Consider the following 13,057-nt stretch of genomic DNA (forward strand, 5'->3'; position numbering starts at 1 on the left):
GTGGCTTAGTAGTCACGAATTATTATCTACATGGTAATGCGGAAGAAGTTGAAATTAGTTTTGATAAATTTTCGTTTTCAAAAATATAAATTTCTTAGTGATTCTCATTTTTTTTAACGATATTGGGAATTAATTTTCCACTATGGAACAGTGAGTAACTGTCTAAATCCGTATTGTTCTCAATTCCTATTAGGTTGAGAAACCAATTTTCACTAAATTCCAAATTAAGACCGCCATACTCATTGGTTATTCTTGCGAAAACTATAGATTTTCCGACTAATATATTAAGCCCATAAAGCATTTTCCCATTCTTCTCATTGTTATCGTTGCTAGTGCAAATTATTTCGTTTTCATGTAAAACATTCCATTCAGAATGCTTTACAAATATCACAAACTCGCCGTCAAATTGTCGTTGCTCAAGAGATAATGTGGAGTTTTTCAATGGTCGCTCCCTCCGAATTTTACCTCCGAAATAGAAGGAAACCATAGAGCCAGTGCCTGGTCCGGCGATAATTGACCAACAACATTTCCCAACGAGTCTTTCATAGAACTCATCAGCGGAATTTACTGTGTATTTAATATCGCCCATTTGCAATTTCCCTAGCAATTTCCAAAATTTCCTGATAGCTGTAATTTTGTCCACTTATTTCGTCGTGAAGTATACGTTGCTTACTATCGTCGAGTCCGAATTTAGCAGCTGCGTCCTTTGCCTGTTTATTTTGATCTTGATTATTTCCTGGCATGCCTCCATCGCCTGCTCCTTTTTTCGCATTTTTCATGCTGCATTTACCAAAAGAATCATTTTCATTATTCCTGTTGGCGGCCTTAATTGCATCTGCAAGCTTGCTGGCAGCTTGGTAAGCTCTGTAAGTCCGATAACCTGTATAGGCAACTCTTCCAGCAACTATTACCGCAGGTACAAAGAAGAGTTCCCCTGTTGGGTCAACGTACGATAGCGGATTACCATTTACGTATGCATAAGTATTCGTACCGCCTGCCAATCCAATCGGATCGCTCTGCAAGTACCGTCCCAGCGATGCATCATAGTAGCGATGCCAGTTGTACCACAGTCCTGATTCGGTATCGTAATATTGCCCCGGGAAACCGACATGCATACCGCCGATATTGTCGACGATGACGGTGCGGTCAAACGCCGCGTTGGCGGCGCGCCAGGCGACTCCACCGCTTGTACTACTCATGACTTCTGGACGACCCAAATGGTCGTTATGGCTGAAGTAGAGCTGATTGGCACGGGCCATGCCGATTAGCTCGCCATTGAACCAGAAGTAATGGCTGGTTTGCGTACCGATTTCTGCCAAGAGTTCTCCGCTTGGACCATAAATAGCTCGCGTGACTCCACCAGAATTTTCTTTTTGTACACGCTGGTTCAGCGCATTGGTACGATAGTCGGCAATATAAGTGCCATTCACCAGAATCCCACGCATACGGTTGAAACCATCATAGGTGTAGGCACGTGTACCGTCATGGCGCGATTCGATCGCTAGCGTACCAACGGGGTTGTAGCTGAAGTTGCGAAATTCCCCGTTGCCACTCCAAGATGCGAGGCGGTTGCTGGTGTTATCTAGTACAAAGCTATAGTTGCTCCCTTTTCGTGTCTGGGCTGTACGGTTGCCGGCCTGATCCCAGTAGAAGCTTTGATAGTCGCTCGGGCGTGTCACCAGTCCAACCCGATCAGCAGCGTCATAGTCAATTCCTTGCGTCATGTTTTGATCAATCGAATCGATCATGGCAATAACCTGGTTCGTGTTGCTATGGCGATACTCTAAATTTTCCACTTTGCTAGTGATTTTTGAAATGCGGCCATCTGTATCGAAATCAATTTTACGAGGCAGATTATTTCCATAGCGCCAGGCGTAGGGCTTATCGCTGACGGGCTGATAGAGCACTGAGTCAAGAAGTTTCGTCCATACCCCGGTAGCATTCGTTAAGACTTCGCTCACACGGCCGTACGCATCATAAGTAAAGAAAGTACGTGTTCCCGTTGGGTAATGCATTCCCTCGAGGCGACCAGCCGCATCATAGTCCCACACCGTCGTGTACAGACTGCCATATATGTTGTTGGCTTGTACAGTCAGTTGCCCATATGCGTTATATGCGTAGCCGGTGTATCCCGTCAGATCGGTGAAGCCAGTCAGATGCCCCTTGCCAAATGTACCTTCATCATAGGTAAAGCTTTCGGTTTCACCGCTATTGCTGCGCGAAGCCAGTCGCCCCAGGCTATCCCACGTGTATGCGGTAACTCTGCCATCGGAACGGGTTTCGCTTTCCAGGCGACCAGCAGTGTCATAGCTATACGTACTGGTGCCAGTGTCAGGACTGACAATACTGCTTACCTGTCCAAAACCGTTGTATGTATAACGTGTTTGCAAGGGACGCGGATCAGTCACCGATGCCAGATTGCCCTGCGCATCATAGGTCATGGTCGTTGTACCGCCGTCAGCAGCTCTGCTGCTCACAAGACGGTTCGCCGCGTCATATTGATAAGTTGTAGCGCGGCCTTGCGCATCCGTGCTGCTCGTCAAATTACCATTGTTGTCATAGCGCTTTTCGACACGCTGCCCGTTATTGCCCAGTTGAGTATAGGGACGACCCAAAGAATCAAGGACGGTGGTGGCGCTAAATTCCGTCGTGCCAACGGCGACCGGAACAGTACCATTGAGTTGTGCATATTGTCGGGGTGAGCTGCTGCGCACGCTGTTGCCGGGCACGTCGACAGTCAAGTTGGCGAATTCATTGAGCGCATTCCCCACCTGTTCCAGCCGGCCCGCCGCATTGTATTGATAGCGCACCACGCTGCCGTCCGGACTGCTGATTGTGCTGATCTGGCGGTCATGGTTATAGGTATAGGTAGTGGTGCGTCCATTCGTGCTTTGTGACAACATATTACCGCGTGGGTCATAGGTGTAACTGGTCGTGACGCCATTCAGGTTCACATAGGTCATCGGTAAGCCGAGCCCGTTGTAGTTGCCCCATGTTTCCACTTGTCCCAAGGGATTCGTACGTGAAATCAGGTTTCCAGACAAGTCGTATGTGGACGTATATGTTGCGGCGCCAGATGGCAACGACTCGCTGACTGTGCGGCTGGCGATTGCTTCGTTGCCATGGAAGCTATAAGCATATTGCATTACACGTTGGCTTCCGCTGAGGACATCCGAGTACGTGGTACTCTCAAGCTTGCCCGTCGCCAGTCCTGAATTTACATAGCTGTATTGAATGCGCGCATAGACTTGGCTGTTTGAATCGAGAAATTCGGTTTGGTTGATATTGTCGCCACCCCAGCTATTGCGAGTAGTCGATGCAGCGGGGGTGCCCGTAGCAGTAGTCTCTTGCAACAGTTTTCCATCAACGCTGTAGCTATAGGATGTCACTACGCCATTCCAGTCCGTCGTGGTACTTAAATATCCGTTGGCGTCATAGCTGCTGGCGGCAGCCGCGGCGCTGCAGGTAGTGCTTCCTGCCCGGGAAATGCTGGTATTTTTGAGTTCACCGTTTATGTTGGAAAAACCATGGCGTGTCACGTCTCCCTTGGCAGTCGTGACCGTGGTTCCCGCTGCGTCGTAAACGAAGGTATCGACTTCCTCACCGCCGGCCAAACCGCTTTGCTGCACCCGTTTGTCCGGATAGTAGCTATAGGTGCTATACCGCTTCCCATTGATCGAAATACCGGTGAGCAAGGCTGGATCGGCATTCTCATAATGGTACTGTCGAATGTCTGGTGAGTTGCCCGGCGAGGTCACTTTTGCCAGGAGGCCCGAAGCACTATATTCGTAGCCCCATAGACTGCCGGCGGAGTCGCGCACGGTGGCAACCAGGCCATTGCTCCCATAGGTAAATTGAATGTTTTGACCGATGTGATTGGAGATCTTGCTGACGCGATTAACGCCATTGTACTCATAAAAAATACCTACGCCAGCCAAATTGACAATGCTAAGAATGCGCCCGCCCGTATCATATGAGTAAATAAGTTTTCCTTTGAACAGAGTCCAGCCATCGGAGGTATATTGCAATTCCCCGACCGTATCGCTACCACCTGGCGTATAGATATAGCTACCTTCCTCGCCGACATCACGTTTGTAGCGATGCGTAAACTGTTTTCCACTTGCATCAATGACCATCGCGGACTCTGGAATGCACATGGAACCCATTCTGATGCAGCCTGCAGTGCTGGCGATAATCCGCGGAACATCATATTTGGATAGCCAATTTTTCCCGAAAAATGTACCGGTTGCCTGGCGGCTGCGATAGGTCCGTTCCAGTCCAAGCCCGTACTCTCCTTGGGAAAAAAAATCCGTTTCTGTCTTGTGCTTTTCACCGGTAGCGATAACCACTGGATTGTCAGTCGATTGTGGAGCACCGGACAGGCAGTCTTTATCTATATTCGAATTATTCTCATATGTAGGTGCAGCTTTCGGCGAACCACCTTGGCCTCCGTCTCCGGGCTTGGCACCACCAAAACCATAATTGATCGGGCTAGGAGTATAGTCAGTTTTGCAATACTCCGTGCCATCCTCCTTATAGGCCCATTTTTTTCCAGGACCACACTCGTGTATATTTACAGTGCTGTCGGCGTTGGCAGATGAAGGTGATATCGAGAGGAAACTGGCTATGAAAATGAGGAGGATATTTGCCGAATAAAATTTCACTATTTCTCCTGAGAAATTTACATAAAATATACCAAAAAAAATAATGTTAGCATTTTAAATTGTTTCTTGGTAGTAATTTATCTAATGTCGGTTTGCACCTATTCATCGCTTTTTTCACCCCGGTCTGATGTGATGTAATAGTGATTCGAGTACTAACGTCCGATCCTGATCATTCAAACCCAGCAGGGGTTGCTCCAGGTACTTGTGGGTGGGGCCTTTTTGGGTAACGCGGTCTCGCTGGCCAAACTGATGCACCCGCGCCACGCGCGCCACCCAGCCAAAGAACCCGACCTCGATCTGGTCGCCGGTCGTCTTCACTTCCAAGTGCTTGCGGTGCGCATATTGGCGAACATCGCCGCTTTCTGCCGCTTGATCCGCCCATTCTTGCCCTTGAATTCCTTGCGCGGCTTGCACGCCGGGTAGGCCGTCCCATCCGCCCTTGCTGCGCCTTGATGCGCTGCGCAGGTCGATGGCCACCTTGTGATTGATGGCGCGGCGCTGAGCAGGCCGCCGTTTGGCCACCAGGGCACCGGCCCAGGTTGCCAAAGTGTGCAGGTCGTCGCTCATGGCGAGGCCTCGGGCGTGCGCCATCCGGCCAGCAGGGGGGCGCCGTCGTACAGCTTCCAGAACTCGTCCGCCTAGGCCGGCATATGCTGTATCTCGGCCAAGTGCTTGATGTCCAGGCGCCGCGCCGGCCTTGACGGCCGCGCGCTCGCTCGGATCCAGCTTGATGGAAATGTCGACCGTTTCGAGGTTATTGAAATCTACCTCGATGACAATGTCGTGCTCACTGCATGCCATTCGAACAGGTCAGTGCCGAGCATGGCCATGCAGGGCTGAGCCAGCGATTACATTGTGTGCGGCGCCGCCCGGTCCGATCACGCCAGTCCGCAGGCGCCATCCAGAATGACTTCCATTCGGCACAGAATGGCGTTATGAGCATCACCTGTGCTAGAATCTCGCCGCGCTGCCCGGATGGTGAAACTGGTAGACACTGGAGACTTAAAATCTCCCGCCTGTAAGGGCGTGCCGGTTCGATTCCGGCTCCGGGCACCAGCGCACAGAATTCGGCAGCATAAAAAAGCCACTAAGCCCAATGCAATCAACGGGCTAGTGGCTTTTTTTGCGTCCCGCCATTTCCTGTATTCCTGATTAAATCCGACAAAACCAGTTGCGATTACGCGCGCGGGTTTCTGGCAGCAACTTAGGCGCCGTGTCGGGGGAGAACCGTCCCCAACACGAGCGAGGCCGGGTTTTATTGTCGCCGATCAAGCATCAAAACGTCGCCTTGAACTGCACCCCATACGTGCGCGGTTCGTTGATGATGCCCGTCAGGTTGTCGAAGTCGATGGCGCCCAGCGACTGGATCTGGTTGGTGATGTTGCGGCCGTAGGCGGAGATTTCGTATTTGTCCCATTTGTAGCCGACGCGCAAGCCGCCTTCGAGCAATTCCTTGGCTTTGTATTCCTTCGCTTCATACAGGAAGAAGTTGTAGCTGGTGCGGTAAGCCCAGTCCGTGTAGGCGTAGAACTCGCCATTGGCAAGGGGAATGCTGTATTTCAGGGTGAAGTTGGTTTGCCACTCGGGTGCGCGGGGCAGCGGGTTGCCGTCGATGTAGGCCGTGCCCTTGAATGGACCGACGGGGTCGGTGACGGTGCAGCCGCTGGCCGGGTTGTTTTGCGCATTGCCGCAGCTTTGCACGAACAGTTTCTTGTCCTGGATTTCCGTGTGGTTGTAGCTGCCGCCCAGGGTCATGCTGAGCGAATCGCTGAGATTGGCCTGGAAGTCCAGTTCCACGCCCCGGCCCGTGGCCTTGTCGGCGTTGATCAGCTGGTTCATGTTGACGGCGCCGCTGCCGGCCGTCAGCTGCTTGTCCTTCACGCGGTACTGGAACACGGCCACGCTGAGGCGCGCGCGCTTGTCGAACAGGTCCTGCTTGATGCCGGCCTCGACGGACAGTGCCTTCTCGGCGCCCGCAAACGAGGGGCGGTCGGCCAGGCCGTTCAGGCGGCCCTGCATCGACGGCGCGCGGTAGCCGGTGGCGATGCGCGCGTAGGCATTCGTTTCCGGCGTCAGCACATAGGTGCCGCTCAAGTCCCAGCTGACGTTGTGCGAAGTGTCGTGCAAGTTGAATGGGCCGGCCGTGGTCGCTTCCACACGCTTGGCCGAGAAATCCTTCTTGTCGCTCGTGTAGCGCAGGCCGGCGCGCAGTTTCAGGGCGTCCGAGACCGTGTAGTTCAGCGAACCGAAGGCCGCATACGATTTCGAGCTCTGGTTTTGCGTGGCGTAGGCGCTGTTTTGCGGATTGCCGGGCGCCAGGCTGTCAAAGCTGATACTGTCGATCTGGATATCTTCCTTGAAGTAGAACAAGCCGCCTATCCATTGCAGCGGGCCGCGGGCAGACGATTCGGCGCGGAATTCCTGCGAAATCTGCTTGTGGTTGGGAATCACGTCGGCCGTTTCCACGACGAATGGAATGAAGCCGGGGCCCATCGGGGGCGCGTACACGGCGCCATAGCCGCCGTCCACGTCGGCACGGCTGTAGAAATCGAGTTTTTCGTAGCCCGTGATCGAATGCAGGGTCACGCCGGGCAAGTCCCATTTCAGGCGCATGCTGCCGCCCTTGGTTTTCAGGTGCTGGCGGTTGATGCCGTCGGTCGGGTAGGAGCCGTAATCGAAATTGTCGACGAGGTCGTTGGTGCCCTGTTTCAGGATGTTGGCGCGGAACAGCGTTGCCGTGCCATCGAGGTTGCGCGCATGCACGTTGAACAGCGCGGTGAAGTCGCGCGTGGGCTTGACGAGCACCTGCAGGCGGGCGGCGCTGTCTTCATAGCCTTCGAAGTCGCGCGTGCCGGTAGGGCGGGGGTTGTGCACGCGGTCGTCGCGGCGCTGCGTCTGGCCGGAAAAGCGCAGGGCGACCGTGTCGCTGACGGGCACGTTGAACGCGCCTTCCAGGTTCTTCATGCCGTCCTTGCCGAAGCCGCCGCTCAGGTAGCCTTCCGTCTTGAAGACGGGCTTGGCGGAATCGAACTTGATCACGCCGGCCGGCGAGTTGCGGCCGAACAGGGTGCCTTGCGGGCCGCGCAGCACCTCGACCTGGTCCACGTCAAACACGGGGAAGCCTTTCAACATGGCATTTTCCTGTACCACGTCGTCCATGACCAGGCCCACCGGCTGCGAGGCGTTCAGGTCGAAGTCGGTATTGCCCAGGCCGCGGATGTAAAAGCGGGGGAAGGTGCGGCCGTAATCCGATTCCACGGAGACGCTGGGCGAGCGGCTGTTGAGGAAGCGGATGTCGGCGCCGCCGGCCGTCAGGGTGTCGAGCTTGTCGCCTTTCAGGGTGGCGATGGACATGGGCACGTCCTTGATGTTTTCCGCGCGCCGTTGCGCCGTCACGATCACCGTTTCCAGCTGGCCGGGGCCGGCCTGTGCTGCCGGGGCGGCTGGCTCCGCGACGCTGTCCTGCGCCATCGCTTGCAAGGGGAAGGCGGCAGCGATTGCCAGGGCAATCAGGGTGTGGCGTACGGTGCTGGCATGCGGTGTCATCATGAAACGGCTCCTGTCGGTCAAGGTTGTTCGAAAGGTCCAGGCTGGCGCTAGTCCGCTAGACGAAAAATCATGCTAGCACGGAAAGTTTTGGTATTCATGCCATTTTCCAGTGGAGCCTATTCATATCTGTTTCGACTCAATACACGAATAAAATCGTATTTGTCGTCAATATCTGGCGGGTGCATAGTGGAGTGCCGGCAGGCATGCGGCAACGCAAACAATGGTGCGGCCGACGGCGGTTTTCCCTGCGACAGCACAAAACGCCGGGCGCCATGGCGTATCAACGGCTGGGGCGCGGTGTGGAAAACACGACAGCGCGCCGCTTTTTTTTGCGCCACCCGATGTTGTTGTGATGCCACAGGGTGCGATGGCCCGCTACCGGCCCGCCCGTGCCGCACGGCGCAGGAGCTGCCTTCGATGTTGCCATGGGGCATATCCAAGCCCGACTTCGCGTAGAATGTAAATTATTCCAAATGGGAAACTTATATTTCTACTATGTCAATTATATCTGCAGGCGCGCCGGCCGTTGACGGCATCCAGCTTTCCGAACTGATCGGCGCCCTGAGCCAGGCGCTCGACATCACGGAAGGGCAGCCAGAAGGCCATTGCATCCGCTGCTGCTGGATCGGCATGCATGTGGGACGCGAACTGGGCATGCCCGATGAAGACTTGTGGAATCTGTACTACACCCTGCTGCTCAAGGATCTGGGCTGCAGCAGCAATGCGGCGCGCATCTGCGAGCTGTACCTGACGGACGATCTGTCTTTCAAGCAAGGCTTCAAGACGGTGGGCGACAGCCTGCCGCAAGTGCTGAAATTCGTCCTCAAGCACACGGGCCTGAAGGCGGGGCTGGCCGAACGCTTCCGCGCCGTGATGACGATTCTGCGCGACGGGCCGCAAATTGCGCAGGACCTGATCGCCACGCGCTGCCAGCGCGGCGCCGACATCGCCCGTTTGCTGCGCTTTCCGGAATCCGTGGCGCAGGGTATCTACAGCCTCGATGAACACCACAATGGACAGGGCAAGCCCGACAAGCTGGCAGGCCCGGCGATCCCCCTGTTTTCGCGCATCGCCTTGCTGGCGCAGGTCATCGACGTGTTTCATACGGCCGATGGCGCGCGCGCTGCCCAGGCCGAAGTGCGCCAGCGCGCGGGCAGCTGGTTCGACCCGCAACTGGTGCAAGCGTTCGAGCGGGCGGCCCAGGCGGGCAATTTCTGGTCCATGCTGCGCTCGCAGGAGATCACGGCCGCCGTGGCGGCGCTGGAACCGGCAAACCGCTGCGTGCCCGTCGATGAGGATTATCTCGACGACATCGCCGCCGCGTTCGGCCAGGTGGTCGATTCGAAAAGCCCGTACACGAGCGGCCACAGCGCCCGCGTGGCCCTGTACACGGACATGATTGCCGAAGCCCTAGGCGTGACTCCGGAACGGCGCCGCTGGCTCAAGCGGGGCGCCTTGCTGCATGACGTGGGTAAACTGGGTGTCAGTAATAGCGTGCTGGACAAAGCTGGCAAACTCGACGTGGAAGAGTGGCAAGCCGTGCAGCAGCATGCGCGCTACACGGAAACGATACTGTCGCGTATCCATGCCTTTGCCGAACTGGCGGTCGTTGCCGCCGCCCATCACGAACGGCTCGATGGCAAGGGCTATCCGCGGGGCTTGACGGCGGACGATATCAGCCTGGAAACGCGCATCATCACCACGGCCGATATTTTCGACGCCATCACGGCCGACCGGCCTTACCGGGGCCCGATCCCCATCCCGAAAGCGCTCGAGATCATGGCTGAAACGGTGGGCACGGCCATCGACGCCCAGTGTTTTGCCGCCTTGAAAGCAGCGCTGGCGCGCTTGCCCGAACTCACGCAGCAGGGTGCCGAGCGCTTGGCGGCCTGAGCGCGGGCTGCCGCGTCTTCAGATGGGGAATGCGCCCGCGCCCGACACATTCAGGCAGGCCACCTTGTCGCTGGAAAAATACTTGATTTGTCCCAGGCCGATCGCATAGCAGCCGTCGCTGAGCGGGGAAATGGGGCCCGTGAGTTTTTCGCCGCTGACCAAGGTCACCACCCAGGGCGTGGTGGCCGGTTTGCCCGCGTGGGCCAGCGCGTGTTGTACCAGGTCTGACATGCTGCCTCCGATGGAAATCAAAGCCTGATGATAGCAGTGCCGCACGGGCGTTTGGCGTTGGCGTGAAGGCCAGGCGTGCCGTCTGCGCCACGGCGGGCGCGAAAAGTATGAACTATTGGCATTATTTATTTGTATATTGGCAATCAAATGATATAGTTGACAAGTACCCGAGGCTGAAAGATTTGCCAGAGGCGATGTTTATCGACCATCTTCTGCCGTGCGGTGTTTGTCCGTCGGGCGCCGCGCGCAGTACTTTTGAAAGCCGCACCATGACCAGCCCCTGCCACGACGCACCCCCTCGCTTTACCATGCCCCCGCCGCCCGTCACCAATACGCCGCTGGAATTCATGCCCACGCACGACCTGTCCTTCTGGGACAGCGATGTGTCGCCGGGCTGCACGGTGTCGCTCGATGCCGCCATGTCGTTCAAGGATGGCTATCCCTCCTTGCGCGTGGATTTGCCTGCGGGCTTGCCTGCAGGCACCGTCGTGCGCGTGGGCACGTCGGGTGCGACGGGCAAAGGCCAGCCCCGCATTCCCTTCGGCTGGGACTTGCGGCGCTTTTCCTTTGCCTTGCGCTCCACGAATGCCGCCATCATGCAGATCGGCGGCATGATTTACCTGGGCGATAGCGAATGGAGTAATTACTGGTACGGTGCGCTGAATGCCTTGCATTACGGCGGCTCGGCCGGGGCGGACACGGTGATGTTCATCGACAATGAATGGTGGGTGCCCAAGCTGGACGCACCGCTCGATTGCGAAGGTGTGCCGACGGCGGCGACCCTGGCGCGCGGCAAATTTACGGTGCAACTGTCCGCAGCCACCACGCAGCCGGAAACGATCTGGCTGGGCATGTTTGCGGCATTGCCCAAGCGTACCTTGCCCACGGTGATACTGTCGTTTGACGACGGCTTTGCTTCCTGGGATACGTATCTGATGGAGCGCCTGAAGTATTACGGGCTGCCTGCCTCGTTTGCCATCGTCACATCCCTGCTGGGACAGCCCGACTACATGTCGGCCGAACGCATGAAGGTGCGCTTCGACGACCCGTCGCGCCTGTTCGACTTCATCCTGCACCAGAGCGTGCACGACAACGTCGTGGTGCAGGGTTCCGCCAATTATGTGACGGCGCTGCAGGTGGGCCGCGACCAAATGCGCACGGCAGGCATCAGCGGCGATGGCCCATCGCACCATGCCTGGGTCGAATCGCTGTGGACCGATACGGCCATCGACGCCATGCGCAAGGCTGGTTTCCTGTCGGCCCGTGCCGCAGGCTACACGGCCGAGAGCGGCTTTGACCAGGTGTTTTTTACCGGCAAGGACAAGGCCGCATTCATCCTGAACACGGCTTCCGTGAGCCTGACGAACGATGTCACGTTTGCGCAGGTGCAAACGGCCATCGAAGAGGCGGTGGACAATGACAGCTTTGTCTTTGTGAACGGCCACGATATCGTCAGGACGCCCGAGTCGACATACCAGACTTCGTATGCCGTCATCGATGAATTGCTGGCGTGGCTGGCGGGGCAGGTGGCGGCCGGCACGCTGCAGGTGGTGTCGCATAGCCGCTGGTTTGCCGATACGACGGGCAGGGTGACGGACCGGCGCTGACCGTCCCGGGAGCAGGGCTGCGCCGGCGCCTTACGCGTCGGCCAGCAAGTTCTTCGGCAGCGCCACCGATACCAGTTTCCAGCGCCACAGGCCGTCGCGTGCCAGGGTCAGCTCGCCGATATGGCTTTTGCTGTGGGCGCGCTGCACCACGACGCTGTCCCACGAGGTGTAGCGCAGCTTGTAGTCGGGCTTGGTATTGCGCTTGCGGCCGCTGATATCGCTGACCTTGGCGATCGGGTTTTCGTAGCGGTCATTGAGCTTCATCAGGGCGACGATGCCCTCGGGCATCAGCATGGTGTCGAGCAAGGGATCGATGACGTCGGGACTGATATCGTCGGCCACTTCCGGTGCCGAAAACAGCGCATGCAATTGCTCTCCCAGGCTGCCGCGCAGCTGCGCCAGGTCGATCTGCGCCGCCAGGGCCTGGGTATCCTCGTCCATGGTGGCCGTGCGGATCTTGTTCATGGTGAAATACGGGCTGCCATAGAAAGCGCCGGCCAGCGTGACCAGTGCCACTACAGCGAGAAGCATCATTCTTTTCATTGTGCAATCTCTCGGATGCCTGGCGACCCGGTGCGCCTGAAGTGTTGGCATTCTACATAATATTTCCCAAAATCAATATAGAGGTTTAGGTAAGTGTTGTTTTAGATCAAGTTTCTTCAAAGTAATTCCGGTGGCAGGGTGATGTCCGTCAATTTCCAGTCCCAGATGCCATGGCGGCGCAGCAAAAACTGGCTGGCGGCGGGGCCGGCGCCCGTGCGCCGCAACACCACTTCGTTCCACGAACGGTACGCCATGCCGAAGTCGTGGCGCTTGCCGTCTGGTCCCTGTTTGCCGTGCAGGATCAGCACCGTCAGGCCGGGCGGCGAGACGATGGTGTCGAGCATTTCCTTGAACTCTGCCTCGCTGGCCGTTTCGCCCGCCGCCCGCAGCTGGCGCGCCACGCTGGCCCGCAGGGCAGGCAGGTCGGCCTGCTGCGCCAGGTTTTCCAGGCGCACGGATTTCGCCGCAATGCTGATGCGGTACATGGCGATGTAGGGACTGACCCAGGTGAAGCCGATGGCGGCGACGGCAAAAATGAGTGCAGTGGCGTACTTTCTTTTCATGGTCTGT

General features: G+C 56.7%; 9 protein-coding genes and 1 tRNA gene. 3 read left to right on the forward strand and 7 right to left on the reverse strand.

Annotation, left to right across the window (positions count from 1 at the left end; genetic code table 11):
* Positions 1-94 precede the first annotated feature (94 nt).
* From GCN75_RS16890 to GCN75_RS16900, 3 genes are all read right to left on the reverse strand, one after another.
* A complete protein-coding gene (locus tag GCN75_RS16890; RefSeq protein ID WP_152283497.1) occupies positions 95-589 on the reverse strand; it encodes a hypothetical protein in 495 nt (164 codons plus the stop codon).
* Positions 576-4,664, reverse strand: coding sequence for an RHS repeat-associated core domain-containing protein (locus tag GCN75_RS16895; protein ID WP_152283498.1), 4,089 nt, complete (start codon positions 4,662-4,664; stop codon positions 576-578). The genes GCN75_RS16890 and GCN75_RS16895 overlap by 14 nt, the downstream gene beginning before the upstream one ends.
* A gap of 114 nt (positions 4,665-4,778) precedes the next feature.
* Positions 4,779-5,231 (reverse strand): phage virion morphogenesis protein, encoded by a 453-nt coding sequence (locus tag GCN75_RS16900; RefSeq protein WP_193317541.1) that lies wholly within the window; start codon positions 5,229-5,231, stop codon positions 4,779-4,781.
* A gap of 402 nt (positions 5,232-5,633) precedes the next feature.
* Here GCN75_RS16900 and GCN75_RS16905 point away from each other — a divergent pair.
* Positions 5,634-5,720 (forward strand) — tRNA-Leu (locus GCN75_RS16905).
* 219 nt (positions 5,721-5,939) lie between these two features.
* Here the strand turns inward: GCN75_RS16905 and GCN75_RS16910 are convergent.
* The gene (locus tag GCN75_RS16910; RefSeq protein WP_152283532.1) at positions 5,940-8,210 is read right to left on the reverse strand and encodes a TonB-dependent receptor; all 2,271 of its coding nucleotides are present in this window, start codon (positions 8,208-8,210) and stop codon (positions 5,940-5,942) included.
* Between the two features lie 498 nt (positions 8,211-8,708).
* Here GCN75_RS16910 and GCN75_RS16915 point away from each other — a divergent pair, with 498 nt between their 5' ends.
* Positions 8,709-10,106, forward strand: coding sequence for an HD-GYP domain-containing protein (locus GCN75_RS16915; RefSeq protein ID WP_152283500.1), 1,398 nt, complete (start codon positions 8,709-8,711; stop codon positions 10,104-10,106).
* 18 nt (positions 10,107-10,124) lie between these two features.
* On the opposite strand, the gene GCN75_RS16920 is transcribed toward GCN75_RS16915, so the two are convergent.
* The gene (locus tag GCN75_RS16920; protein ID WP_099763360.1) at positions 10,125-10,337 is read right to left on the reverse strand and encodes a hypothetical protein; all 213 of its coding nucleotides are present in this window, start codon (positions 10,335-10,337) and stop codon (positions 10,125-10,127) included.
* A 269-nt stretch (positions 10,338-10,606) separates the two neighbouring features.
* On the opposite strand from GCN75_RS16920, the gene GCN75_RS16925 reads away from it, so the two are divergent.
* Positions 10,607-11,944, forward strand: a complete 1,338-nt coding sequence (locus GCN75_RS16925) for a polysaccharide deacetylase family protein (protein WP_152283501.1) — start codon at positions 10,607-10,609, stop codon at positions 11,942-11,944.
* A 30-nt stretch (positions 11,945-11,974) separates the two neighbouring features.
* On the opposite strand, the gene GCN75_RS16930 is transcribed toward GCN75_RS16925, so the two are convergent.
* Both GCN75_RS16930 and GCN75_RS16935 read right to left on the reverse strand, forming a co-directional pair.
* Positions 11,975-12,478: a DUF2939 domain-containing protein gene (locus GCN75_RS16930; protein WP_193317542.1), complete on the reverse strand. Its 504-nt coding sequence runs from the start codon at positions 12,476-12,478 to the stop codon at positions 11,975-11,977.
* Between the two features lie 125 nt (positions 12,479-12,603).
* Positions 12,604-13,050: a DUF2939 domain-containing protein gene (locus tag GCN75_RS16935; RefSeq protein WP_152283503.1), complete on the reverse strand. Its 447-nt coding sequence runs from the start codon at positions 13,048-13,050 to the stop codon at positions 12,604-12,606.
* Positions 13,051-13,057 lie beyond the last annotated feature (7 nt).

Source organism: Janthinobacterium violaceinigrum, from assembly GCF_009208555.1.
GTDB classification, from domain to species: Bacteria; Pseudomonadota; Gammaproteobacteria; order Burkholderiales; family Burkholderiaceae_D; genus Janthinobacterium; species Janthinobacterium violaceinigrum.

Bases quoted from the DNA above. Each gene is read 5' to 3' on its own strand.
- GCN75_RS16935 (WP_152283503.1), bottom strand. From the start codon at position 13,050: ATGAAAAGAAAGTACGCCACTGCACTCATTTTTGCCGTCGCCGCCATC.
- GCN75_RS16920 (WP_099763360.1), bottom strand. From the start codon at position 10,337: ATGTCAGACCTGGTACAACACGCGCTGGCCCACGCGGGCAAACCGGCC.
- GCN75_RS16925 (WP_152283501.1), top strand. From the start codon at position 10,607: ATGACCAGCCCCTGCCACGACGCACCCCCTCGCTTTACCATGCCCCCG.
- GCN75_RS16900 (WP_193317541.1), bottom strand. From the start codon at position 5,231: ATGAGCGACGACCTGCACACTTTGGCAACCTGGGCCGGTGCCCTGGTG.
- GCN75_RS16915 (WP_152283500.1), top strand. From the start codon at position 8,709: ATGTCAATTATATCTGCAGGCGCGCCGGCCGTTGACGGCATCCAGCTT.
- GCN75_RS16930 (WP_193317542.1), bottom strand. From the start codon at position 12,478: ATGATGCTTCTCGCTGTAGTGGCACTGGTCACGCTGGCCGGCGCTTTC.
- GCN75_RS16910 (WP_152283532.1), bottom strand. From the start codon at position 8,210: ATGACACCGCATGCCAGCACCGTACGCCACACCCTGATTGCCCTGGCA.
- GCN75_RS16890 (WP_152283497.1), bottom strand. From the start codon at position 589: ATGGGCGATATTAAATACACAGTAAATTCCGCTGATGAGTTCTATGAA.